Source organism: Streptococcus oralis, from assembly GCF_016028255.1.
Classification (GTDB): domain Bacteria; phylum Bacillota; class Bacilli; order Lactobacillales; family Streptococcaceae; genus Streptococcus; species Streptococcus oralis_AC.
Genome location: NZ_CP065707.1, coordinates 392,602 through 417,478 on the forward strand (window position 1 = coordinate 392,602; position 24,877 = coordinate 417,478).

A 24,877-nucleotide genomic window follows, 5' to 3' on the forward strand; every position below is an offset into this window, starting at 1 on the left:
AAATTTGAATATTTCTCTCTTTTCTAGTAGAATAAATGTATTACATATTATAGGAGAAAAACATTGCTTACAGTATCTGATGTTTCACTACGTTTTAGTGATCGCAAACTTTTTGATGATGTCAATATCAAATTTACAGAAGGAAATACATACGGATTAATTGGTGCTAATGGTGCTGGGAAGTCTACATTCTTAAAAATCTTAGCTGGTGATATCGAGCCAACAACTGGTCACATCTCTCTTGGTCCAGATGAACGTCTCTCTGTCCTCCGTCAAAATCACTTTGACTATGAAGATGAACGTGCTATTGATGTCGTCATTATGGGAAATGAAAAACTTTATAGCATCATGAAGGAAAAAGATGCTATTTACATGAAGGAAGATTTTTCCGATGAAGATGGTGTTCGTGCAGCTGAACTCGAAGGTGAATTTGCCGAACTTGGAGGTTGGGAGGCAGAGAGCGAAGCATCTCAACTACTTCAAAACCTAAATATTCCAGAAGAATTGCACTACCAAAACATGAGCGAATTGGCCAATGGTGAAAAAGTGAAGGTTCTCCTTGCTAAAGCCTTATTTGGTAAACCTGATGTTCTTCTCTTGGACGAGCCGACCAACGGTCTTGATATCCAGTCTATTACTTGGTTAGAAGACTTCTTGATTGACTTTGATAACACCGTTATCGTTGTATCCCATGACCGCCACTTCTTAAACAAAGTATGTACCCACATGGCTGACCTTGACTTTGGAAAAATCAAACTCTATGTCGGAAACTACGACTTCTGGAAGGAATCTTCTGAGCTTGCTGCTAAATTGCTAGCAGACCGCAATGCCAAAGCGGAAGAAAAAATTAAACAATTACAAGAATTCGTTGCTCGATTCTCTGCCAACGCTTCTAAGTCAAGACAGGCAACGTCTCGTAAAAAAATGCTTGACAAGATTGAACTAGAAGAAATTGTGCCATCTAGCCGTAAATATCCATTTATCAACTTTAAAGCAGAGCGTGAGATTGGTAATGATCTCTTGACAGTAGAAAATCTAACTGTAAAGATTGATGGTGAAACTATCCTAGATAATATTAGTTTCATCTTGCGTCCAGGTGATAAGACAGCTCTTATTGGACAAAATGACATCCAAACGACTGCATTAATTCGTGCAATTATGGGTGACATCGACTATGAAGGAACTGTCAAGTGGGGAGTTACTACTAGCCGTTCTTACTTGCCAAAAGACAACTCGGCTGATTTTGCAGGGGGAGAGTCAATCCTTGACTGGTTGCGTCAATTTGCAAGTAAAGAAGAAGATGACAATACCTTCCTACGTGGTTTCCTTGGTCGTATGCTCTTCTCTGGTGATGAGGTTAACAAACCTGTAAACGTCTTGTCAGGGGGAGAAAAAGTACGTGTCATGCTTTCAAAACTTATGCTCTTGAAATCAAATGTCCTTGTACTTGATGATCCAACAAATCACTTGGATTTGGAATCTATTTCAAGCTTGAACGATGGATTGAAAAACTTTAAAGAATCAATCATCTTTGCCAGCCATGACCACGAGTTCATTCAAACTTTGGCAAACCATATCATTGTTTTGTCAAAAAATGGCGTCATTGATCGTATCGATGAAACCTACGATGAATTCCTAGAAAATGCAGAAGTACAAGCAAAAGTTAAAGAACTTTGGAAAGATTAAATAAGACTTCAAAACTCAGTTTGGTTAACCAACTGAGTTTTCTATCATTCTACGAGGTAACATGAAATCATTTTTTAAAACATATCAAACCTATTTTATTTCTTTCATCATTCCTGTAGTGATTATGTCTGGAGTATATCTATCTCAAGGTATCTACTGGAATAGCGATACATCCCCACTATTAGGAGACGGTTTTCATCAATACGTTATTTTTGATGTGGCTTTACGGAATATTCTACATGGAAATGGTAGTTTGTTTTACACTTTTACAAGTGGCCTCGGACTGAATTTCTATGCTCTATCTAGTTATTACTTGAGTAGCTTCCTTTCACCTCTGGTTTACTTTTTTAATCTGTCGAATATGCCAGATGCTGTCTATCTGACCACTCTATTAAAATTTGGATTGATTGGTCTGTCAACCTTCTTTAGTCTAAATAGATTATTTAAAGATATTCCGAAATCTTTAAAACTGGCCCAATCTACTTCTTATGCTCTGATGAGCTTTACTGTTAGTCAGTTAGAGATAAAAACCTGGCTAGATGTTTTTATCTTGATTCCTTTAATTATAACTGGCTTACACATGCTTATAACGGAAAAGAAGCGCCTGCTATACTTTACAAGTCTGTCAATCTTGTTTATTCAAAACTATTATTTTGGATATATGACAGCATTGTTTCTTATTTTCTGGTATCTCTGCCAAATTTCATGGGACTTTAAAACTCGAAAATCATCTTTTCTTGATTTTGTTGTTACCTCCTTTTTAGCAGGAATGGCTAGTTTGATTATGACTCTTCCCACTCTGTTTGATTTACAGACACATGGGGAAAAATTAACTGAAGTTACAAAGTTTCAAACTGAAAGTAGCTGGTATCTTGATCTCTTTGCTAAACAATTCATTGGATCTTTTGATACAACTAAGTATGGAGCTATACCAATGATTTTTGTTGGATTGCTTCCCTTTATTTTAACCATTCTATTTTTCACAATAAAATCCATAAGGTTTCACGTGAAACTTACCTATGCAATTTTCTTTACTTTTTTAATAACAAGTTTTTACATAGAAGCACTTGATTTGTTTTTGCAAGGGATGCATACCCCAAATATGTTTTTGCATCGCTATGCTTGGATTTTTTCCACTCTGTTAATTTATACTGCAGCAGAAGTACTAAATCGCTTGAAAGAACTGAAGCTCTGGAATCTATTTGTCTCACTTTTTCTTGTACTAACAGGATTTCTGGCTACTGTATACTTTAAATCACATTATTCTTTTTTAACTGATTTGAATATCCTACTCACTCTTGAATTTCTTCTAGTTTATGCTCTTTTACTTCTTGCAGTCATTAGAAAATTTATCTCTGTAAATCTATTTGCAATTCTTATGTCTTTATTTATAACAGCTGAGTTAAGCTTAAATTCTTCATCTCAAATGGAAGGAATAGCTAAAGAATGGGCCTTTGCTTCTCGTAGCGCCTATAATAGAGATGTAACCGCCATGGAATCCATTCTAAACCAAATTGACAATCCATTTACACGTACTGAAAAACTACAAATTCAGACAGGAAATGACAGTATGAAATTTAACTATAATGGAATCTCTCAATTTTCATCTGTACGAAATCGTTCCGCTAGCACTAGTTTGGATAAACTTGGATTCAAATCCTCTGGAACCAATCTAAATCTTCGTTATGCAAATAACAGTCTTTTAGCAGACAGTTTATTTGGAATCCAGTACAATATTTCTGAAACTTCACTTGATAAGTATGGCTTTCAAGAGATTTATCAAAAGGATCATTTAACCTTATATAAAAATCAACTCTCTTTACCCATTGCCTTTGCCACTCAATCTATTTACACAGATGTAAACTTTAACAATCACACTCTAGATAATCAGGCTTTATTTATAAACCAGCTTGCTAATCTCAACTTGGATTACTTCTCCCAAATAGCATATGATAAAACAGATACTTCAGATGGTTTAACCAGCATCACAGGTTCTGCGAATGAAGATGCAAAGATTGATTATCAAATTGAGGTTCCTCAAAATAGTCAAGTCTATCTCTCTTTTTCAAATCTTCATTTTACAAACGATAAGCAAAAGAAAGTTGACATCATTGTCAATGGAGAAAAAAAGACTTTTACAACTGACAATGCATTTAATTTCTTTAATTTGGGTTATACTGAAGAACAAAAAACTTTCGATATCAGTGTTAGTTTTCCTGGAAATTCTCAAGTATCATTTGAATCACCGACCTTCTATCGTTTAGATACTCAGGCTCTTACTGAAGCAATCCAAAAAATTAAAGAACAACCTGTAGAAGTATCCACCTCTAAAAATAAAGTCTTTGCTACATACGAAGTTAAACAAGATACCTCTATTTTCTTCACTATTCCTTATGACAAAGGTTGGTCTGCATACCAAGATGGGAAAAAACTTGAAATCAAGCAGGCTCAGACTGGTTTTATGAAAGTTGATGTTCCAAAAGGAAAAGGCACCATTACACTTTCCTTTATCCCCAATGGTTTTGTTATTGGAGCAGCCTGCTCACTAACTGCCCTTCTTCTTTTTGGGATCTATAATCACAGACGAAATTTATCTAAGACAGAAAAAGATTGACCAATTCCTTGGCCAATCTTTTTAATCTTCTTCCATTTTCTTAGGTTGATAAGCTAGCATACCTAAAGCAGTAAAGAAAGCTAGAGTTATAATAAGGAAAATCACTTGATGATGAATATTTCCTGTCATAGAGATTGTTTGTCGTAAGCCTGATACAGAATAACTCATTGGTAACCAAGGATTGACACCTTTGAAGAAATCATTTGTCAAAGCAAGGGGATAGGTCCCTGCACTTGATGCTAACTGTAATAAAAGTAAAATAAGAGAGAAGAAAGCTCCAATACGGCTATTCCAAGTTGTTAAAGCTGTCACCATAGACATGAAAGCTAAACTTGTGATTATAATTAGAATCAAGGTTCTCATCTCATGGTTCGCAGTCAATCCAATAAGATGGACACCTCCATAAACTAAAACACCTGCTAAGACAGCTATAATACCATTTATTTCAGAGCGAGACTTCAACCAAGCCCAACGACTCTCTGGATGACGTCCAGAAGGCAACTTAGCAAAAATCATATTGGTAGATATAGCAGCAACAAAAAGAGCAACTGATATCATATAAGGAGCCATGGCAATCCCATTTACAGGAACCTGGTCATTGTCTGTTTTTGAGAGAACTAGAGGATTAGATAATGTTTCTGCATTTTCAGATTCTGTTGATGCTGATTTAAGTTGATCATTCGCATTGCCTAATCCTTGTCCTAATGAATCAACTCCCGTCTGTAAATCTTCAAGACTAGAGGTTAAGGTTGTTCCACCTTCTGCTAATTTTCCAGCACCATCTGCCAATTTATTAGCTCCATTCTCTAATTGAGAAGCACCTGAAAGTAACTGACTGGATTTGTCTGCTAATTGCCCAGATCCGGATTGTAATTTATCAACTCCTGCTATCAATTCTTGACTCTTTTGATTCAATTGATTGGAGCCAGTTGATAATTTTTCAATGCCAGATACTAATTCTGGAGTTTTTTCAACTAATTGACCAACTCCTGCTGTCAAGCTAGACGATTTTTGTGTCAAGGTATTTGAGCCTGAAACTAGTTGATCCAAACTACCTGTCAAGGTGGAGTTTTTTTCACTTAGTTGACTTGCGCCCTGAGAAACTTTATCAACACCTGCAGTATATGCATTTACACCTGATGTAATCGACTGACTAGCAGGAACTAATTTACTCGTCACTGCTCCCTGTATTTCTGTTAATCCACTTGACAATCCTGTCAAAGAAGTAGAAGCAATAGGTAATACTTGATTGGCTTGATTTTTTAATGTCGAAAGATTTGAAGATTGATTTTGTAAGTTTTCTAAACTTCCCTGTAAACCTTGTACTAAAGCTATAATTGACTGAGCCGATTGAATACTATCAGTCGAATTTTGAGATACAGAAGCGCTTATCTCAGCTTGTTGCTCACTTGTCAATGATTGATAAGCTGCTGTCGATTGAATATTTGCTAATGTAGCTGCTTTTTCAGACTGAGCACTTACTAGCATTTGATTAGAAAGAGATACTATACTTGATAAAACAGAATCTAATTGTTTTGTATCTCCAACATCAATATTTTGAATAGCTTGATTTAACTGATTCAGACCAGAAGATAATTGAGCAATTTGATCTTTTTGCTCAGACGAAGCATCTAACTTGCTAGAAAGTTGTTGAATCCCTTCACTTAATTGCTCCACACCCATTCGAAGTGTAGCTGATTGACTAGATAACTGATTCGCACCTGTTGCAAGATTTCCCACTCCATTTGTATAGGCACTAACACCAGATGAAAATTGATTAAGACCAGTATTGAGCTGAGAAACACCGCCAGTATAGGCCTCTACACCAGTATATAACTGATTGATTCCTCCTACTAATTCAGGACTTTTAGAAGCTAATTGACCTAATCCGCTATCTAATTTACTTACTGCACCAGTATATGTAACTAAACCACTATTAAAAGTCCCTAAGCCAAGATGAAGTTGTTCAACACCAGAAACATAAGCAGATAATCCTTTGGTAAACTGCTCCGTTCCATTTGAAAATGTTAAACTTGAATCTGCTAAAGAGTGTAGGTTAGTAGTCAATGTTTGACTTCCTGTCACTAACTGATTCGCTCCATCAGTTAATTTTTCACTACCAGAAGCTGCTTGACTCATACCATCCTTTAATTCGACCATCTTGTTAAATAAAGCTTTAGTATAGGTCTCAGTTACATTTGTAGAAACATTCTGCTTCAATTGTGTCATCGCAGAATCGCTCATCTTGCTAGCAATAAAACTATGACCACTTGAAGTCTGATAATCGATTTGCATTTGCTCTGGATGATTCGTTAAAATAGAAGCTGCTTTTTCAGATAAATCACTTGGTAAAGTCACTACCATATAGTAATTGCCATCTTCCAATCCCTTCTTTCCTTCATCTTCATCTACGAAATGAAAATCTAAGCTTTTATTTTCTTTTAAATTTGACACCATGTCTTTTCCTATAGCCATGGTATTACCGTTATAGGAAGCTTCTTTATCATTATTGACAACTGCCACAGGTAAGTCAGACAATTGCCCATATGGATCCCACATTGATGACAAAAATATGATATTGTACAGAGCTGGAATAAGAGAAATCCCTATCATGACAATAATAAAGGTTGGTTTTTTAAAAATTGCTTTCCATTCTTTAAACATATCTTCTCCTTTTTTAAACATATTGTCTAAAATTTTGATATAATAGATTATACATCAAAAAATCTAAATTACAAGGTAAAAAATTATTTTTTAGACATATAGTCTATTTTTGTATACAAGGAGGAATTATGAAAGAAAGTAACAAACGTTTAAAAACAAAACGAATTATTGAAAATGCCATGGTTCAATTATTGATGGACCAACCCTTTGATCAAATTTCTACTGTCAAGCTAGCAGAAAAAGCCGGAATTAGTCGTTCCAGCTTTTACACTCACTACAAGGATAAGTATGATATGATTGAGCATTACCAAAGTAAGCTCTTTCATACCTTTGAGTATATTTTCCAAAAACATGCCCATCATAAAAGAGATGCTATTTTAGAAGTATTTGAATATTTAGAGTCTGAGCCACTTTTGGCTGCACTCTTATCTGAAAATGGTACAAAAGAAATCCAAAATTTCTTGAGAAATAAGCTTCACATTATGCTTAGCACAGACCTTCAGAAACGCTTTATGAAACTACAACTCAATCCAATTGAATTAGAATATAGTAGCATTTATCTAACAAATGCCCTATTTGGTGTTTGCCAGACTTGGATTGCTCACGGAAAAAAAGAAAGTCCGCAAGAAATGACAGACTTCCTTATGAAAATGTTAGGTGATGTAAACTAAAAAAAGAACACCAATGGTGTTCTTTTTATCTGACTCCGCCAGTAGGACTCGAACCTACGACATCATGATTAACAGTCATGCGCTACTACCAACTGAGCTATGGCGGATAAAATAGTCCGTACGGGATTCGAACCCGTGTTACCGCCGTGAAAAGGCGGTGTCTTAACCCCTTGACCAACGGACCATCTATCTGTAGCAGATATAACCATTATATCAATTTCTTACTAATTGTCAATCACTTTTTAGTTTTTTTCTCTAGAATATCTTTCAGTTTACGAACTTTCAAACGAGTGATGGGGCAGCGATGATCTTCATAAAAGACAACTTCTAGATTCTTTCGATCAATTTCTCTAACATTTCCAATATTGATTAGGAAAGATTTATGAGGAGAATAAAATCGCTGGGTATGTTTGTCCTTTTCCTGAATATCTGTCATGGTTCCATAGAACTCTTTGGCAAAATTCTTACCAATAATCCGCAGTTTATGAGAAACACCTGTTGTTTCGATATACAAAATATCATGGTAAGGGATTTTCAAATCATTTCCCTTATAGTTGTAATCAAAATAGTCTACAACATCTTCGTTTTCAAGCAGCATGCTCTTAGTGTAAAAAATACTCTGCTCGATACGTTTTTTGAACAATTCATCATTGATGTCTTTGTCTACAAAATCTAGAGCTGATACCTGGTATTTGTACGTTAAGGTAGCAAATTCAGATCGACTGGTAATAAAGACAATAATAGCATAAGGATTGTGATGACGGATAAACTGTGCCACTTCAAAGCCCTTTTTCTCAATTCCGTGAATATCGATATCTAGGAAATAAAGCTGATTTACTTCATCATTTTCGATATATTCCTTAAACTCACGAACTTTTCCTGTTGTCTTGTAAGAAATAGGAATATTTGATTCCTCCGAGATTTCATTCAATATTCTCTCTAGTCTCACTTGATGCTCAATAACATCTTCTAAAATTAATACTTTCATTCGAATTCCCTCTTAAATCTAATAATTTGTCTAAATGTGTTGTCTTCCATCTCTGTTTCTAACATAATGTTGTCATATTTATCTAGAATCTCTTTGACATTATTAAGCCCTAAACCTCTATTTCTTCCCTTGGTAGAGAAACCTAAGGCAAATAAGTCCTCTGAAGGCGTCATAGTGATTTTACATGAATTCTGGATGACTATAACTGTCTCAAAATCCATTTTAATGACTGCAACTTCCATTTGTTTCAAGTAACTATCCGCGGCTCCTTCAACAGCATTGTTTAAGAGAATACTCATGATGCGAACAAGATCAAGTAAATCCATTGACAATCTAGTAATAACATCCTTTACTTCCAATGTAAACTCTACATCATTATTTCGTGCATAAACAATGGATTGAGCAATCAAACTACGTAAAGCTGAATCTTCTAAATTGTTCAAATCAAAGTAAGTATATTTTTCTGAACGCAGTTTTTGATTCGCTTTTACTAATACTTCATTGTAAACTCTGTCAATTTCCTGTAAATCTTCACTGTCAATTGCCATTTGCATGCTGACAAGCATACCTGCATAGTCATGACGAAAACCTCGAATTTCATTATACAACTTGACAATTTCATCAGTATAAGTCTGTAAATGCTTTTGTTCAAATTTCTTCTGCTTTAGGGCAATCTCTTTTTCAATTTGAACCTTATAAGAATTCATTGCAAAGAAAATCAATAACAAGCAAATAAAAACAATGGTTGATAAAATACTTCCAAAACTATTTAAATGAGAAATAGTACTCACGATATCTGAAATAAAAGAGACGATATGCAAGAAGATAAATGCATATAGCACTTTTTTCAAAAAAGAATAGAGATATTCTTTGTCAAAATATTTAAACTCCAAATGGAAATAAGATATGACAATTTTAATAACCAAATAGGTTAAAATAAGTACAAATATAATAAAATAATTATTATATTCTAATGCAATATCATCTCCTGTTATAGATGATAAAGTTACCGATATAAAGTTATTACTACTATGATATAAGAGAGAAAATAATAGGCTTATAAAAACTCCCTTAGACTTATCATACTTCTGAAATCCAACAAAGTAACCGAATATGAGTAAAGGAAATAAAAATTTAGACAAACCGTAACCATCTAAGGCTAGCAAATACATTATTTCTTCTAATATTAATTGTAGTAAAAAGACATAAAGACTATAAATATATTTTTCTTTTTTAGTTGCATTACAAGTCCATTCATAAATTTTACTAATGATAAAAACATAAAAAAAAGCTATTACTAATCCAAATAAATTCATTACTTTTTACCTTTATTTTAGTTATTTTCTTTTTGGAAAAATAAGATTACGTATTAATTCTGGAATTCTCCATTCCCCACCCCGAATCTCCTGCAATTCTGTTTCTGTTACTTCTTTAAATTGTTCCAACTTTACTGTATTTTTCATAATGAAATCTCCTGTATTGTTTTTCTTGTAAGTTATCTTACAAATCTATTATACAAAATGAAGATCACTTAAGAAAAATTTCTTCTCAACTGTACTTTTTTACACCTGAAATGCACCTTTTGAAGAAAAAAGCTGGGAAATAATCCCAGCTTTTTCTTTAATGTACTGATCCCAGCAGGATTCGAACCTGCGACCGTTCGCTTAGAAGGCGAATGCTCTATCCAGCTGAGCTATGAGACCTAACATGACCATTCTATCAAAAAACAAGAAGTAAGTCAATCTTCTATTTATGATAAGGGGATCCCTGCTGAATGGTAAAAGCACGATAAATTTGTTCAACAAGAACTAATCTCATTAACTGATGTGGCAAGGTCAAACGTCCAAAACTAACAGAAAGATTCGCTCGATACTTCACAGCAGGGGATAGTCCCAGACTTCCACCAATAATAAATGTAAGGGTAGAAAATCCCTTTATAGAAGCCTGTTCCAGCTGTCTACTGAATTCTTCTGAGGAGAAAATTTTTCCTTCAATTGCTAACACAACTACAAAATCTCTTTCTCCAATTTTAGAAAGAATTCGATTTCCCTCTATTTCTAATATTTTGTGATTTTCTGACTCACTTGCCTTATCTGGAGTTTTTTCATCGGCTAATTCAATAATTTCTACAGTAGCAAAACGAGAAATTCGTTTAGTATATTCAGCAATGCCATCTTTAAGATATTTTTCCTTCAGTTTTCCAACTGTTATAATTTTTATTTTCATTCTTCTATTCTAACATATCCACACTTCATTTCACATCTTATTCACAAAAAAAACTCTAGAAAAACAAGTAAATTCACAGAATAACGTAAGTTATCCACAACTTGTGTAAAACTTTTACCTTTAAGCTTGAATTAAGTTAATAGATTTATACTTTAATCAAATAAAAAACAAACGGAGGCGTTTATGAAACACTTACAAACATTTTACAAAAAAGGAGTTACCTTTCTTATCATCATTCTGATAGGATTTTTGAGTGGAGCCTTGGGAAGTTTTGTAACATTGCAGCTTTATCAGAAACAAGGAAATCAAGCTACAAATAACACTACAAACACTGTTACTCAGACTTCCTACAAAAATGAAAATGCAACAACTCAGGCCGTTAATAAGGTAAAAGATGCCGTTGTGTCGGTTATCACTTATTCAGCAAATCGGCAAAATAGTGTTTTTGGAAATGACGAGACAGATACGGATACCGACTCTCAACAGGTAGCAAGTGAAGGTTCTGGTGTTATTTACAAAAAGAATGGGAAAGATGCCTACCTTGTGACAAATACCCACGTTATTAAAGGAGCTTCAAAAGTTGATATCCGTTTAGCAGACGGTACAAAAGTTCCTGGTGAAATTGTCGGTTCTGATACGTTCTCTGATATTGCTGTCGTAAAAATTTCTTCAGAAAAAGTCACAACCGTAGCAGAATTTGGAGATTCTAGCAAACTAAATGTTGGTGAGACTGCAATCGCAATTGGTAGTCCTCTAGGATCAGAATATGCCAATACAGTTACCCAAGGAATCATTTCAAGTCTCAATCGAAATGTCTCTCTAAAATCTCAAGATGGTCAAGCGATTTCTACAAAAGCTATTCAGACAGATACGGCCATTAACCCTGGTAACTCTGGTGGTCCACTGGTAAATATTCAAGGACAAGTCATCGGTATTACATCAAGTAAAATTGCAAGTAATGGTGGAACCTCTGTCGAAGGTCTTGGTTTTGCAATCCCATCAAATGATGCTCAAAATATTATTAAACAGCTTGAAAGTGACGGTAAAGTGACTCGCCCTGCTCTTGGAATTCAAATGGTTAATTTAGCTAATATCGGAGCTAGTGATCTTAGAAAACTCAATATTCCAAGTAGCGTAACTTCTGGTGTAGTGGTAAAATCTGTTCAAAGTAATATGCCTGCATCTGGTCACCTTGAAAAATACGACGTTATTACCAAAGTTGACGACAAGAATATTTCTTCGTCAACAGATTTACAGAGTGCTCTTTACAACCATTCTATCGGAGACACCATTAAAATTACCTACTATCGAAATGGGAAAGAGGAGACTACAACTGTTAAGCTAGATAAAAGTACAAGTGATTTAGAATCTTAATTGACATCAGTGTAAAGAAAACTTTACATATAATAAAAGATATGTTAGTGTAGAACCATGGAAAAATTTGAAATGATTTCTATCTCGGACATACAAAAAAATCCTTACCAACCTCGGAAAGAATTTGATGTAAAAAAATTAAAAGAATTAGCTCAGTCAATCAAAGAAAATGGGGTCATCCAACCCATCATCGTTCGTCAATCTCCTGTAATTGGTTATGAAATCCTCGCAGGAGAGAGACGATATCGGGCTTCTCTCTTGGCTGGTCTGACTTCTATTCCAGCCGTTGTGAAACACCTCTCAGATCAGGAAATGATGATTCAGTCTATCATTGAGAATTTACAGAGAGAAAACTTGAATCCAGTTGAAGAAGCACGCGCCTACGAATCTTTAGTAGAGAAAGGATTTACTCACACTGAGATAGCGGATAAAATGGGGAAATCTCGACCTTATATCACTAATTTTATTCGTTTACTTTCCCTACCAGATTATATCTTATCTGAAGTAGAAAATGGAAAAATTTCTCAAGCTCATGCACGTTCACTAGTTGGTTTGGATAAAGAGCAACAAGAATATTTCTTCCAATTGATCAAAAACGAAGATATCTCTGTGAGAAAGTTAGAAACACTGCTGACAGAGAAAAAACAAAAGAAGCAGAAAAAAAGTGATTCTTTCATCAAAGATGAGGAAGATAAATTAAAAAAACTACTTGGATTAAATGTAGAAATTAAACTTTCTAAAAAAGATACTGGAAAGGTTATTATTTCTTTTTCAAACCAAGAAGAATATGACAGAATTATCAACAGCCTGAAATAAGGCTGTTCTTTTATTTTTTCAACCCACAAATTTATCCACTATTTTTTATAGCAAAAAACCAAAGAATTCAAGGAAATCCCTCACTTATCCCCAACCTGTGGATAAAAAGTGTAAACATTGTGGATTCTTTTCCACAGATTGTGGAAAAATGCTAGCATCTATGGTAAAATAAGTCTAACAGTAAACCTTTTTACATCAAATATAGCAAAGGAGGGGATAATCGGTGAAAGAAAAACAATTTTGGAATCAAATCTTGGAATTGGCTCAAGAAAGATTGACACGTTCCATGTACGATTTCTATGCCACACCTGCTGAACTCATAAAAGTGGAGGGAAATGTAGCTACTATCTTTTTACCTAGACCTGAAATGGAAATGGTTTGGAAAAAACAACTCAAAGATATCATTGTGGCTGCTGGTTTTGAAGTTTATGATACTGAAATAAAAACTCAATTTGTCTTAACAAAGCCTGAGGAAGAATCTTCAACCTATGTCATGGATTCTGAAAATAGCAATCATTATGTAGCTTCACAGGCCAATATTGCTATTCCATATTCTGAAACAGGATTAAAGGAAAAATATACCTTTGATAACTTTATTCAAGGAGATGGGAATATCTGGGCTAAGTCTGCTGCTCTGGCTGTTTCCGAAGACCTCGCCTTGACTTATAATCCCCTTTTCATTTATGGTGGTCCTGGACTAGGGAAAACCCACTTACTGAATGCTATCGGAAATGAAATTCTAAAAAATATTCCTGAAGCTCGGGTTAAGTATATTCCTGCTGAAAGTTTTATCAACGACTTTCTTGAGCATCTGAGGCTCGGGGAAATGGAAAAATTTAAAAAAACTTACCGAAGTCTTGATCTCTTACTGATTGATGATATCCAATCTCTCAGTGGCAAAAAGGTTGCAACTCAAGAAGAATTTTTCAATACTTTCAACGCTCTTCATAGCAATCAAAAACAAATCGTTCTGACTAGTGACCGAAGTCCTAAACATTTAGAAGGCCTTGAGGAAAGACTTGTCACGCGCTTTAGCTGGGGCTTGACTCAAAATATCACACCACCTGACTTTGAAACACGAATTGCCATTCTTCAAAGTAAAACGGAACATTTGGACTATAATTTTCAAAGCGATACACTAGAATACCTAGCAGGTCAATTCGATTCAAATGTTCGAGAACTTGAAGGAGCAATCAACGATATCACTTTAATTGCCAGAGTAAAGAAGATTAAGGATATCACCATTGATATCGCTGCTGAAGCTATCAGAGCTCGCAAACAAGATGTTAGCCAACTGCTAGTCATTCCAATTGACAAAATCCAAACTGAAGTTGGTAATTTTTATGGAGTGAGTGTCAAAGAAATGAAAGGGACGAGACGAGTTCAGAATATCGTTTTGGCGCGTCAAGTAGCCATGTATCTAGCTAGAGAACTGACAGATAATAGTCTTCCAAAAATCGGAAAAGAATTCGGAGGAAAGGATCACACCACCGTTATTCATGCCCATGCTAAAATTAAATCCTTGATTGACGAAGACGATAATTTACGTTTAGAAATAGAAGCAATCAAAAAGAAAATTAAGTAGCTTGTGGATAACTTTTCCTTTCTTATCTTTTTTATCCACATTTTTTAAACAAGCTAAAAAGCTTGAAGTCATTAAATAGAAATCAGTTTTCCACAGAATTCACACACTCTATTATTTCTATTATCCTTCTAATACTAAAAATAAATAAAGGAGAATCCATGATTCATTTTTCAATTAATAAAAATTTATTTCTACAAGCCCTAAATACCACAAAACGAGCAATTAGCTCCAAAAATGCTATTCCAATTTTATCAACAATCAAAATTGATGTTACCAATGAAGGGATTACTTTAATTGGCTCAAATGGTCAAATTTCCATTGAAAATTTCATTTCTCAAAAGAATGAAGATGCAGGTCTTTTGATTACTTCCTTAGGTTCGATTCTTCTTGAGGCTTCTTTCTTTATCAATGTTGTATCTAGTCTTCCAGACGTAACGCTTGATTTCAAAGAGATTGAACAAAAACAAATTGTCTTAACAAGTGGAAAATCAGAAATCACCTTAAAAGGAAAAGATAGCGAACAATATCCACGAATCCAAGAAATTTCAGCAAGTACTCCTTTGGTTCTTGAAACAAAACTGCTCAAGAAAATTATCAATGAGACAGCTTTTGCTGCAAGTACGCAAGAAAGTCGTCCCATCTTAACAGGTGTACACTTCGTATTGAGCCAACACAAAGAACTAAAAACAGTTGCGACAGACTCTCATCGTCTTAGCCAGAAAAAATTGACTCTTGAAAAAAATGGCGATGATTTCGATGTGGTAATTCCTAGTCGCTCTCTACGCGAATTTTCAGCTGTATTTACGGATGATATTGAAACTGTAGAGATTTTCTTTGCAAATAATCAAATCCTCTTTAGAAGCGAAAATATTAGCTTCTACACTCGTCTCCTAGAAGGAAACTATCCTGATACGGATCGTTTGATTCCAACAGACTTTAACACAACAATTACTTTTGATGTTGTCAACTTGCGTCAATCAATGGAACGTGCTCGTCTCTTATCAAGTGCGACTCAAAATGGTACTGTGAAGCTTGAAATTAAAGGTGGTGTTGTTAGCGCCCATGTTCATTCTCCTGAAGTTGGTAAAGTAAACGAAGAAATCGATACTGAGCAGGTTACTGGGGATGATTTAACTATTAGTTTCAACCCGACTTACTTGATTGATTCTCTCAAGGCTTTAAATAGTGAAAAAGTAACTATCAGCTTTATCTCAGCTGTTCGTCCATTCACTCTTGTTCCAGCAGATACTGATGAAGACTTCATGCAGCTCATTACACCAGTTCGTACAAATTAAGTTAAAGAGGTTGAGCCTAGCTCGCCTCTTTTATGATATAATCGAAAAAGAAAAGGAGAGTAGTATGTATCAAGTTGGAAATTTTGTTGAGATGAAAAAGCCACATGCTTGTACAATCAAGTCAACAGGAAAAAAAGCCAATCGTTGGGAAATTACACGTGTAGGGGCAGATATCAAAATCAAATGCAGTAATTGCGACCACATTGTCATGATGAGTCGCTATGATTTTGAACGAAAAATGAATGAGATTATTGACTAAGAATCCTTAGTTAGAGAGTTAGCAAGTTTTCCCTTTTTGTGTTATAATGTTAGGGATTGAAATGAGAACGGAGAATGAGAAAATATGGCTTTAACAGCAGGTATCGTTGGTTTGCCAAACGTTGGTAAATCAACCCTTTTTAATGCAATTACAAAAGCAGGAGCAGAGGCGGCAAACTACCCATTTGCGACTATCGATCCAAATGTTGGGATGGTAGAAGTTCCAGATGAACGCCTACAAAAACTAACGGAAATGATTACACCTAAAAAGACAGTCCCAACAACCTTTGAATTTACAGATATTGCAGGGATTGTTAAAGGAGCTTCAAAAGGAGAAGGGTTGGGTAATAAATTCTTGGCCAATATTCGTGAAGTGGATGCGATTGTTCATGTTGTGCGTGCTTTTGACGACGAAAATGTTATGCGTGAACAAGGACGTGAAGATGCCTTTGTGGATCCACTTGCAGATATTGATACCATTAACCTAGAGTTGATTCTTGCTGACCTAGAGTCAGTAAATAAACGCTATGCGCGTGTAGAAAAGATGGCACGTACGCAAAAAGATAAGGAATCTGTGGCAGAGTTTAACGTCCTTCAAAAAATTAAACCAGTCCTTGAAGATGGAAAATCAGCACGTACCATTGAATTCACAGATGAAGAACAAAAAGTAGTCAAAGGACTCTTCCTTTTGACCACTAAACCAGTTCTTTATGTTGCTAATGTGGATGAGGATGTCGTTTCAGATCCAGATTCTATCGACTATGTTAAACAAATTCGTGAATTTGCAGCGACAGAAAATGCAGAAGTAGTAGTTATTTCTGCGCGTGCTGAGGAAGAAATTTCTGAGTTAGATGATGAAGATAAGCAAGAGTTTCTTGAAGCACTTGGCTTGACAGAATCAGGTGTTGATAAGTTGACTCGAGCTGCTTACCACTTACTTGGACTTGGAACTTACTTCACAGCTGGTGAAAAAGAAGTTCGCGCTTGGACCTTTAAGCGTGGTATGAAAGCTCCTCAAGCAGCTGGTATTATCCACTCAGACTTTGAAAAAGGTTTTATTCGTGCAGTAACCATGTCATATGAGGATCTAGTGAAATATGGATCTGAAAAGGCTGTAAAAGAAGCTGGGCGCTTGCGTGAAGAAGGAAAAGAATATATCGTTCAAGATGGCGATATCATGGAATTCCGCTTTAACGTTTAATAACATTTAATAAATAGTGTCAATTAGGTTGGAAAAAAATTCCAACCCTTTTGGCTTTTGAAAGGAAAAATAAATGACCAAATTACTTGTTGGATTAGGAAATCCAGGAGATAAATATTTTGAAACCAAGCACAATGTTGGCTTTATGTTGATTGACCAACTAGCTAAAAAACAAAATGTCACCTTTACACATGACAAGATATTTCAAGCTGACCTAGCATCTTTTTTCTTCAATGGAGAAAAAATTTATCTCGTCAAACCAACAACATTTATGAATGAAAGTGGAAAAGCAGTTCATGCTTTATTGACTTACTATGGTTTGGATATTGAAGATTTACTCGTTATTTACGACGACCTTGACATGGAAGTCGGAAAAATTCGTTTAAGAGCAAAGGGCTCAGCAGGTGGGCATAATGGTATCAAGTCTATTATTCAACATATAGGGACTCAGGTATTTAACCGTGTTAAAATAGGTATTGGAAGACCTAAAAAAGGCATGTCGGTTATTCATCATGTTTTAAGTAAGTTTGATCAGGATGACTATGTGGGTATTTTACAGTCTATTGACAAGGTTGACGATGCTGTAAACTACTATTTACAAGAGAAAAACTTTGAGAAAACAATGCAGAGGTATAATGGATAAATGGTGACTTTATTAGATTTATTCTCAGAAAATAATCAGATAGAAAAATGGCATCAAAATCTGACAGATAAGAAAAGACAACTAATACTAGGTCTGTCAACTTCTACCAAGGCTCTTGCAATTGCAAGTAGTCTAAAAAAAGAAAATAAGATTGTGTTACTGACTTCAACTTATGGAGAAGCAGAGCGAATTATCAGTGATCTTCTTTCTCTCTTAGGAGAGGAATTTGTCTATCCATTCTTGGTAGACGACTCTCCTATGGTAGAGTTTTTGATGTCTTCACAAGAAAAAATCATTTCGCGGGTTGAGGCCTTGCGTTTTTTGAATGATCCATCTAAGAAAGGGATTTTAGTTTGTAATATCGCAGCAAGTCGATTGATTTTACCTTCTCCAACTGGATTTAAAGAAAGTATTATAAGGATTGCAGTCGGTAAAGAATATGACCAACATGACCTTCTTCACAAATTAAAGGAAATCGGTTATCGAAAAGTTACTCAAGTACAGACTCAAGGGAAGTTTAGTATTCGAGGAGATATTTTAGATATTTTTGAAATGTCTCAGTTAGAACCTTTCCGAATCGAGTTTTTTGGTGATGAAGTTGATGGCATTCGTACTTTTGAAGTCGAGACACAATTATCGAAGGAAAATCAAACAGAACTTGTCATCTTTCCAGCTAGTGATATGCTTTTGAGAGAAAAGGATTATCAACGAGGTCAGTCAGCTTTAGAAAAGCAAATTTCGAAGACTCAATCGCCGATTTTGAAATCCTATTTAGAAGAAATTTTGTCAAGTTTTCATCAAAAACAAGTACATTCAGATAGTCGAAAGTTTTTGTCCTTATGTTATGATAAAACATGGACTGTATTTGATTATATTGAAAAAGATACACCAGTATTCTTTGATGACTATCAAAAATTGATGAATCAGTATGAAACCTTTGAAAGAGAATTAGCGCAATACTTTACAGAAGAGTTACAGAATTGTAAATCATTTTCTGAGATGCAGTATTTTGCAGATACAGAGCAAACCTATAAAAAACAAAGTCTAGTTACCTTTTTCTCCAATCTGCAAAAGGGGTTAGGAAATCTCAAGTTTGATCACATTTATCAATTTAATCAATATCCTATGCAGGAATTTTTCAATCAATTTTCTTTTCTTAAAGAAGAAATTGAGCGATACAAAAAAATGGACTACACTATTATTTTGCAGTCTAGCAATTCAATGGGAAGTAAAACATTGGAGGATGTTTTAGAGGAATATCAGATCAAATTGGATTCCAGAGATAAGTCAAGTATATGTAAAGAATCTGTAAACTTGATTGAGGGTAATCTAAGACATGGTTTTCATTTTGTAGATGAAAAAATTCTCCTGATTACTGAACATGAGATTTTTCAAAAGAAATTAAAACGTCGTTTTAGAAGACAATATGTGTCAAATGCGGAGCGATTAAAAGATTATAATGAACTTGAAAAAGGGGACTACGTTGTTCACCATATCCATGGAATTGGTCAATATCTAGGCATTGAAACAATTGAAATCAAAGGGATTCACCGTGATTATGTCAGTGTTCAATACCAAAATGGGGATCAAATCTCCATTCCAGTAGAGCAGATTCAGTTACTGTCCAAATATGTTTCAAGTGATGGGAAACCTCCTAAACTAAATAAATTAAATGACGGTCATTTTAAAAAGGCTAAGCAAAAAGTTAAGAACCAGGTAGAGGATATAGCTGACGATTTAATCAAACTGTATTCTGAGCGTAGTCAGTTGAAGGGTTTTGCTTTCTCAGCTGATGATGATGATCAACATGCTTTTGATGATGCCTTCCCTTATGTTGAAACGGATGATCAACTTCGTAGTATTGAGGAAATTAAGAGAGATATGCAGGATTCTCATCCCATGGATCGACTTTTAGTTGGGGATGTTGGTTTTGGAAAGACTGAAGTTGCAATGCGTGCAGCCTTTAAGGCGGTCAATGATCACAAACAGGTGGTCGTTCTAGTTCCGACGACGGTTTTAGCGCAACAGCACTATACGAATTTTAAGGAAAGATTCCAAAATTTTGCTGTTAATATTGATGTGTTGAGTCGCTTTAGAAGTAAAAAAGAGCAGGCAGAGACACTTGAAAAACTGAAAAATGGTCAAGTTGATATTTTGATTGGAACGCATCGTGTTTTATCAAAAGATGTTGTATTTTCTGATTTGGGCTTGATGATTATTGATGAAGAACAACGATTTGGTGTCAAGCATAAGGAAACTTTGAAAGAACTGAAAAAACAAGTAGATGTTCTAACCTTGACAGCAACGCCGATTCCTCGTACTCTTCATATGTCTATGCTGGGAATCCGAGATTTGTCTGTTATTGAAACTCCTCCAACTAATCGCTATCCAGTACAAACCTATGTATTGGAGAAAAATGATAGTGTGATTCGTGATGCTGTCTTGCGTGAAATGGAGCGTGGAGGTCAAGTTTACTATCTTTACAACAAAGTTGACACGATTGACCAGAAGGTTTCAGAATTACAGGAGTTGATTCCAGAGGCTTTGATTGGGTATGTTCATGGACAAATGAGTGAAATTCAGTTGGAAAACACTTTATTGGACTTTATTGAAGGACAATATGATATTTTGGTGACAACTACTATTATTGAAACAGGAGTTGACATTCCGAACGCCAATACCTTATTTATTGAAAATGCAGACCATATGGGCTTGTCAACCTTGTATCAATTAAGAGGAAGAGTCGGTCGTAGTAATCGTATTGCTTATGCTTATCTTATGTATCGCCCAGAAAAATCAATCAGTGAAGTCTCTGAGAAGAGATTAGAAGCAATCAAAGGGTTTACAGAATTGGGATCAGGATTTAAGATTGCTATGCGAGATCTTTCGATTCGTGGAGCAGGAAATCTCCTAGGAAAATCCCAATCAGGTTTCATTGATTCTGTTGGTTTTGAATTGTATTCACAGTTATTAGAAGAAGCTATCGCTAAACGTAACGGTAATGGGAATACAAGAAGCAAAGGGAATGCTGAGTTGATTTTACAGATTGATGCTTATCTTCCTGATACTTATATTTCTGACCAACGACATAAGATTGAAATTTACAAGAAAATTCGTCAAATTGACAACCGTGTCAACTATGAAGAATTACAAGAAGAATTGATGGACCGCTTTGGAGAATATCCAGACGTAGTGGCTTATCTTTTAGAGATTGGTTTGGTCAAATCATACTTGGATAAGGTCTTTGTAGAACGTGTGGAAAGAAAAGAGAATAAGATCACAGTTCAATTTGAAAAAATCACTCAGCGACTGTTCTTGGCTCAAGATTATTTTAAAGCCTTATCTGCAACAAACTTAAAAGCAGCTATAGCGGAGAATAGAGGACTAATGGAAGTCGTATTTGATGTCCGAAACAAGAAGGATTATGAAATTTTAGAAGGTCTGCTGATTTTTGGAGAAAGTTTATTAGAGATAAAAGAATCAAAGGAAATTAATTCTCTTTGACGTTTTTCTTCTATAAAAGGGATAAAAATGGTACAATAATAATTTGAGGTAATAAAAATGAGATTAGACAAGTATTTAAAAGTATCACGAATTATTAAGCGTCGTACAGTCGCAAAGGAAGTAGCAGATAAAGGTAGAATCAAGGTAAATGGAATCTTGGCTAAAAGTTCAACGGATTTGAAAGTTGATGACCAAGTTGAAATTCGCTTTGGAAATAAGTTGTTGCTTGTAAAAGTACTGGAGATGAAAGATAGTACAAAAAAAGAAGATGCAGCAGGCATGTATGAAATTATCAGTGAAACACGGGTAGAAGAAAATGTCTAAAAATATTGTACAGATGAACAATCCTTTTATTCAAAATGAACACCAACGTCGTCGTTACCTGATGAAGGAAAGACAAAAGAGAAATCGCTTTATGGGTTGGGTTTTGATTTTGATGATTTTATTGTTTATTTTACCGACCTATAATCTGGCCAAAAGTTATAATCAGTTACTGCAACGTCGTCAGCAATTGACAGAGTTGAAAGAACAATATCAAACTCTCAGTGATGAAAAGGATAAGGAATCCGCTTTTGCTACAAAGTTGAAAGATGAAGACTATGTAGCAAAATATGCACGCGCCAAGTACTATTACTCAAAGACACGAGAAGCGATTTACACCATTCCTGATTTGCTTCCGAGGTAATGTCATGGAAAATTTATTAGAAGTTGTTGAGAAGTTTTTAAGTTTGTCAGATGAAAAACTAGAAGAATTAGCAACTAAAAATCATTTATTACGATTACAAGAAGAAAGGGAAGGGAAGAATGCGTAAGTTCTTAGTAGTGTTATCACTACTATCTGTTTTTATCATAACTTCAAGAGTAGTTAGCACAGAAAAACAGCTTCCTTACTCTTCACAAGAAATTTATTATCTAACCGAGTCTGATTATGGATTCTACTATAAAGAACCCCTTGAATCTCCAATGGTTTATGGAGAAACGGCTATCTATGCAAATGAGGATTTGATTAAGGAATCTGGAAAATTGACTCCTGGAACCACCTTTAAAATCGTAGAATGGCGTTTGAATAGACAAGGTGTTCCTGTTTTTAAATTAAACAATCATCAGTTTATCGTTGCAGATAAACGTTTGGTCTATGATCAAAGTCAAGTTCAAACTCAAAATAGACAAGTATGGTTGGAGCCGGGGTTTGTCATCTATAACAGTCCTTATGGTGCTAAAGAAATTTCTTCATCCCTTTCTCCCTATCAACGCGTAACAGTGGATAGAACCCTTTTTGCTGAGGGACAAGAATTTCTTTATATTGATCAAGTTGGTTGGGTATCAAAAGAGTTCGTCTCAGAAGAAGACAATCGCATCCAGAAGGTTCAAGAAGTCTTAACAGGCAACTATCAGAATGAAAATTATTCTATTTATGTTAAACAACTGAGTACAGGTAAAGAGGCTGGGGTGAATGAAGACAGCAAACTCTATGCAGCTAGCATCTTGAAACTAGCCTACCTTTATTATGCTCAAGATAAGATAAATCAGGGGGAATATACGCTGAACAGTAACTTCAAGTATATCCCAGAGGTAAATAACTTTCCCGGTTCCTATAAACCAGAGGGTAGTGGTAGCTTACCTAAAAAAGAAGATAACAAAGAATACAGTCTTCAACAGTTAATTACTAAGGTAACAAAAGAATCTGACAATGTTGCTCATAATATTTTGGGTTATTATGTGACCAATCAATCTGACGGGGCTTTTAAAGAAAAAATGTCCACCATTATGGGTGAAGATTGGGATGTGAATGATAAATTAATTTCTTCAAAAATGGCTGGAAAGGTCATGGAAGCTATTTATAATCAGAATGGCTTTGTACTAGAGTCTCTAAGCAAGACAAATTTTGATAACCAACGAATTGCGAAAGGTGTTTCGGTTAAGGTAACTCACAAAATCGGAGATGCTGACGAGTTCAAACATGATACTGCCATTGTCTTTACAGACTCACCTTTCGTTCTCTCTATTTTCACTAAAAATTCTGATTATGACACCATTGCTAAGATAGCTAAGGATGTCTATGAGGTTCTAAAATGAGGGAGCAGGATTTTTTAAATCATTTTCTCAGAAAAGAGTATTTCAAAAAACATTCTAAAGTCGTGTTAGCTTTATCTGGTGGACTGGATTCAATGTTTTTATTCCAGCTATTGTCTACTTACCAAAAAGAGTTGGGAATTGAGTTGATTTTAGCACATGTCAATCACAAGCAGAGAAGTGAGTCTGATTGGGAGGAAAATGAACTAAGGAAGTTAGCTGATGCAGCTGAACTTCCTATTTATATCACAAGTTTTTCAGGAGACTTTTCAGAAGCGAGTGCTCGAGAGTTTCGCTATGATTTTTTTAGAAAAATCATGAAAGAGGTTGGAGCGACTGCCTTGGTCACTGCCCACCATGCAGATGATCAGGTTGAAACGATTTTGATGCGCTTGATTCGAGGGAGTCGGTTACGTCATTTAACAGGGATAAAAGAAAGTCAAGTAGTTGATGGAATTGAAATCATCCGTCCCTTGTTGTATTTTCATAAAAAGGATTTTCCACCAATTGTTCATTTTGAAGATCAAACAAATCAGGAAAATGACTATTTTCGCAATCGTATTCGAAATAGGTATTTACCAGAACTTGAAAAAGAAAATCCTCGTCTTAAATCCGCTCTTTTAGATTTAGGAAGGGAGATTTCAGATTACCAAGCAACAATAACGGAGCTTTCGAAACAAATTGATGTGGAAGATTTGAATGAGCTATTTTCATACTCTCAACAAACTCAAGGAATCTTGCTCCAGAACTATCTTAATCAATTTCCAGACTTAAATCTGACAAAGGCTCAGTTTGCCGAAGTTCGACAGATTTTAGCAACTAAGAGTCAGTATCGTCATTCTCTTAAAAATGGCTATGAATTGATAAAAGAGTATCAATATTTTCGAGTTTGTAAAATCAGTCCTCAGGCCGATGAAAAGGAAGATGAACTTGTGTTACACTATCAAAATCAAGTTCGATATATGGGCTATTTATTTTCCTTTGGTATCCCTATTGAAGGGGATTCTGTTCAAAAAGTAACGGTTTCACGGGAAACACCTGTACATATTAGGTGTCGAAAACCTGGCGATGTTCTTATCCTGAATGGGCATCGAAAGAAACTGAGACGTTTGTTTATAGATTTAAAAATCCCTATTGAAAAACGAAAAACAACCCCTATTATTGAGCAATTTGGAGAAATTGTCTCAATTTTGGGAATTGCTATCAGTGATTTGAGTAAAAACACGAAAAATGATATAATGAACACTGTACTTTATATAGAAAAAATAGATAGGTAAAA

At 35.1% G+C, this 24,877-nt stretch carries 21 protein-coding genes and 3 tRNA genes; 16 read left to right on the top strand and 8 right to left on the bottom strand.

Translation table 11 applies throughout. The features are described 5' to 3' along the window. Positions 1-63: 63 nt before the first annotated feature. Positions 64-1,686 (top strand): ATP-binding cassette domain-containing protein, encoded by a 1,623-nt coding sequence (locus tag I6G42_RS01905; protein WP_000958774.1) that lies wholly within the window; start codon positions 64-66, stop codon positions 1,684-1,686. 61 nt (positions 1,687-1,747) lie between these two features. Further along, on the top strand, positions 1,748-4,300 hold the full coding sequence (locus I6G42_RS01910) for a YfhO family protein (protein WP_197906201.1): 2,553 nt from the start codon (positions 1,748-1,750) through the stop codon (positions 4,298-4,300). Between the two features lie 21 nt (positions 4,301-4,321). On the opposite strand, the gene I6G42_RS01915 is transcribed toward I6G42_RS01910, so the two are convergent. Beyond that, positions 4,322-6,964: a YhgE/Pip domain-containing protein gene (locus I6G42_RS01915; RefSeq protein ID WP_038804777.1), complete on the bottom strand. Its 2,643-nt coding sequence runs from the start codon at positions 6,962-6,964 to the stop codon at positions 4,322-4,324. Between the two features lie 128 nt (positions 6,965-7,092). Between I6G42_RS01915 and I6G42_RS01920 the strand changes: the two genes are divergently transcribed. Next, positions 7,093-7,635: a TetR/AcrR family transcriptional regulator gene (locus I6G42_RS01920; protein WP_038804778.1), complete on the top strand. Its 543-nt coding sequence runs from the start codon at positions 7,093-7,095 to the stop codon at positions 7,633-7,635. Positions 7,636-7,668: 33 nt separating this feature from the next. Here the strand turns inward: I6G42_RS01920 and I6G42_RS01925 are convergent. The 7 genes from I6G42_RS01925 to rlmH all read right to left on the bottom strand — a co-directional run bounded on the left by I6G42_RS01925 (position 7,669) and on the right by rlmH (position 10,849). Continuing rightward, positions 7,669-7,742, bottom strand: a tRNA-Asn gene (locus tag I6G42_RS01925). 5 nt (positions 7,743-7,747) lie between these two features. Further along, positions 7,748-7,819: transfer RNA gene (locus I6G42_RS01930), tRNA-Glu, on the bottom strand. Positions 7,820-7,870: 51 nt separating this feature from the next. Then, complete coding sequence (gene comE, locus I6G42_RS01935) at positions 7,871-8,623, bottom strand: competence system response regulator transcription factor ComE (protein WP_000866081.1); 753 nt, start codon at positions 8,621-8,623, stop codon at positions 7,871-7,873. Next, entirely contained in the window at positions 8,620-9,939 is a 1,320-nt protein-coding gene (gene comD / locus I6G42_RS01940; RefSeq protein ID WP_038804779.1) for a competence system sensor histidine kinase ComD, read from the bottom strand. The genes comE and comD overlap by 4 nt, the downstream gene beginning before the upstream one ends. Positions 9,940-9,960: 21 nt before the next feature. Further along, positions 9,961-10,086: a competence-stimulating peptide ComC gene (comC, locus tag I6G42_RS01945; RefSeq protein ID WP_000799680.1), complete on the bottom strand. Its 126-nt coding sequence runs from the start codon at positions 10,084-10,086 to the stop codon at positions 9,961-9,963. 166 nt (positions 10,087-10,252) lie between these two features. Further along, positions 10,253-10,326: transfer RNA gene (locus I6G42_RS01950), tRNA-Arg, on the bottom strand. 43 nt (positions 10,327-10,369) lie between these two features. Continuing rightward, positions 10,370-10,849 carry a 23S rRNA (pseudouridine(1915)-N(3))-methyltransferase RlmH gene (gene rlmH / locus I6G42_RS01955; protein WP_038804781.1) on the bottom strand — a complete coding sequence of 160 codons (480 nt, stop codon included), beginning with the start codon at positions 10,847-10,849 and terminating at the stop codon, positions 10,370-10,372. A 183-nt stretch (positions 10,850-11,032) separates the two neighbouring features. On the opposite strand from rlmH, the gene I6G42_RS01960 reads away from it, so the two are divergent. The 13 genes from I6G42_RS01960 to tilS all read left to right on the top strand — a co-directional run bounded on the left by I6G42_RS01960 (position 11,033) and on the right by tilS (position 24,875). Beyond that, complete coding sequence (locus I6G42_RS01960) at positions 11,033-12,223, top strand: S1C family serine protease (protein WP_038804782.1); 1,191 nt, start codon at positions 11,033-11,035, stop codon at positions 12,221-12,223. A 57-nt stretch (positions 12,224-12,280) separates the two neighbouring features. After that, a complete protein-coding gene (locus I6G42_RS01965) occupies positions 12,281-13,039 on the top strand; it encodes a ParB/RepB/Spo0J family partition protein (RefSeq protein WP_038804784.1) in 759 nt (252 codons plus the stop codon). Between the two features lie 223 nt (positions 13,040-13,262). After that, positions 13,263-14,624, top strand: coding sequence for a chromosomal replication initiator protein DnaA (gene dnaA / locus I6G42_RS01970; protein ID WP_038804785.1), 1,362 nt, complete (start codon positions 13,263-13,265; stop codon positions 14,622-14,624). A 158-nt stretch (positions 14,625-14,782) separates the two neighbouring features. After that, complete coding sequence (gene dnaN / locus I6G42_RS01975; RefSeq protein ID WP_000581146.1) at positions 14,783-15,919, top strand: DNA polymerase III subunit beta; 1,137 nt, start codon at positions 14,783-14,785, stop codon at positions 15,917-15,919. Positions 15,920-15,983: 64 nt separating this feature from the next. Next, positions 15,984-16,178: a DUF951 domain-containing protein gene (locus I6G42_RS01980; protein WP_038804786.1), complete on the top strand. Its 195-nt coding sequence runs from the start codon at positions 15,984-15,986 to the stop codon at positions 16,176-16,178. A gap of 84 nt (positions 16,179-16,262) precedes the next feature. Then, the gene (gene ychF / locus I6G42_RS01985; protein WP_001218700.1) at positions 16,263-17,378 is read left to right on the top strand and encodes a redox-regulated ATPase YchF; all 1,116 of its coding nucleotides are present in this window, start codon (positions 16,263-16,265) and stop codon (positions 17,376-17,378) included. Positions 17,379-17,451: 73 nt separating this feature from the next. Beyond that, a complete protein-coding gene (pth, locus tag I6G42_RS01990) occupies positions 17,452-18,021 on the top strand; it encodes an aminoacyl-tRNA hydrolase (protein ID WP_038804787.1) in 570 nt (189 codons plus the stop codon). Then, on the top strand, positions 18,022-21,525 hold the full coding sequence (mfd, locus tag I6G42_RS01995) for a transcription-repair coupling factor (RefSeq protein ID WP_038804788.1): 3,504 nt from the start codon (positions 18,022-18,024) through the stop codon (positions 21,523-21,525). A gap of 57 nt (positions 21,526-21,582) precedes the next feature. Then, positions 21,583-21,849 carry an RNA-binding S4 domain-containing protein gene (locus I6G42_RS02000; RefSeq protein WP_001234973.1) on the top strand — a complete coding sequence of 89 codons (267 nt, stop codon included), beginning with the start codon at positions 21,583-21,585 and terminating at the stop codon, positions 21,847-21,849. Then, the gene (locus I6G42_RS02005) at positions 21,842-22,210 is read left to right on the top strand and encodes a septum formation initiator family protein (protein WP_038804789.1); all 369 of its coding nucleotides are present in this window, start codon (positions 21,842-21,844) and stop codon (positions 22,208-22,210) included. The genes I6G42_RS02000 and I6G42_RS02005 overlap by 8 nt, the downstream gene beginning before the upstream one ends. 4 nt (positions 22,211-22,214) lie before the next feature. After that, positions 22,215-22,337: an SP_0009 family protein gene (locus I6G42_RS10090; RefSeq protein WP_000429342.1), complete on the top strand. Its 123-nt coding sequence runs from the start codon at positions 22,215-22,217 to the stop codon at positions 22,335-22,337. After that, positions 22,330-23,601 carry a serine hydrolase gene (locus tag I6G42_RS02010; protein ID WP_038804790.1) on the top strand — a complete coding sequence of 424 codons (1,272 nt, stop codon included), beginning with the start codon at positions 22,330-22,332 and terminating at the stop codon, positions 23,599-23,601. The genes I6G42_RS10090 and I6G42_RS02010 overlap by 8 nt, the downstream gene beginning before the upstream one ends. Beyond that, on the top strand, positions 23,598-24,875 hold the full coding sequence (tilS, locus tag I6G42_RS02015; protein ID WP_038804791.1) for a tRNA lysidine(34) synthetase TilS: 1,278 nt from the start codon (positions 23,598-23,600) through the stop codon (positions 24,873-24,875). The genes I6G42_RS02010 and tilS overlap by 4 nt, the downstream gene beginning before the upstream one ends. The last annotated feature ends 2 nt before the right edge of the window (positions 24,876-24,877 follow it).

Bases quoted from the DNA above. Each gene is read 5' to 3' on its own strand.
- I6G42_RS01910 (WP_197906201.1), top strand. From the start codon at position 1,748: ATGAAATCATTTTTTAAAACATATCAAACCTATTTTATTTCTTTCATC.
- I6G42_RS01915 (WP_038804777.1), bottom strand. From the start codon at position 6,964: ATGTTTAAAGAATGGAAAGCAATTTTTAAAAAACCAACCTTTATTATT.
- I6G42_RS01920 (WP_038804778.1), top strand. From the start codon at position 7,093: ATGAAAGAAAGTAACAAACGTTTAAAAACAAAACGAATTATTGAAAAT.
- comE (WP_000866081.1), bottom strand. From the start codon at position 8,623: ATGAAAGTATTAATTTTAGAAGATGTTATTGAGCATCAAGTGAGACTA.
- comD (WP_038804779.1), bottom strand. From the start codon at position 9,939: ATGAATTTATTTGGATTAGTAATAGCTTTTTTTTATGTTTTTATCATT.
- comC (WP_000799680.1), bottom strand. From the start codon at position 10,086: ATGAAAAATACAGTAAAGTTGGAACAATTTAAAGAAGTAACAGAAACA.
- rlmH (WP_038804781.1), bottom strand. From the start codon at position 10,849: ATGAAAATAAAAATTATAACAGTTGGAAAACTGAAGGAAAAATATCTT.
- I6G42_RS01960 (WP_038804782.1), top strand. From the start codon at position 11,033: ATGAAACACTTACAAACATTTTACAAAAAAGGAGTTACCTTTCTTATC.
- I6G42_RS01965 (WP_038804784.1), top strand. From the start codon at position 12,281: ATGGAAAAATTTGAAATGATTTCTATCTCGGACATACAAAAAAATCCT.
- dnaN (WP_000581146.1), top strand. From the start codon at position 14,783: ATGATTCATTTTTCAATTAATAAAAATTTATTTCTACAAGCCCTAAAT.
- I6G42_RS01980 (WP_038804786.1), top strand. From the start codon at position 15,984: ATGTATCAAGTTGGAAATTTTGTTGAGATGAAAAAGCCACATGCTTGT.
- ychF (WP_001218700.1), top strand. From the start codon at position 16,263: ATGGCTTTAACAGCAGGTATCGTTGGTTTGCCAAACGTTGGTAAATCA.
- pth (WP_038804787.1), top strand. From the start codon at position 17,452: ATGACCAAATTACTTGTTGGATTAGGAAATCCAGGAGATAAATATTTT.
- mfd (WP_038804788.1), top strand. From the start codon at position 18,022: ATGGTGACTTTATTAGATTTATTCTCAGAAAATAATCAGATAGAAAAA.
- I6G42_RS02000 (WP_001234973.1), top strand. From the start codon at position 21,583: ATGAGATTAGACAAGTATTTAAAAGTATCACGAATTATTAAGCGTCGT.
- I6G42_RS02005 (WP_038804789.1), top strand. From the start codon at position 21,842: ATGTCTAAAAATATTGTACAGATGAACAATCCTTTTATTCAAAATGAA.
- I6G42_RS10090 (WP_000429342.1), top strand. From the start codon at position 22,215: ATGGAAAATTTATTAGAAGTTGTTGAGAAGTTTTTAAGTTTGTCAGAT.
- I6G42_RS02010 (WP_038804790.1), top strand. From the start codon at position 22,330: ATGCGTAAGTTCTTAGTAGTGTTATCACTACTATCTGTTTTTATCATA.
- tilS (WP_038804791.1), top strand. From the start codon at position 23,598: ATGAGGGAGCAGGATTTTTTAAATCATTTTCTCAGAAAAGAGTATTTC.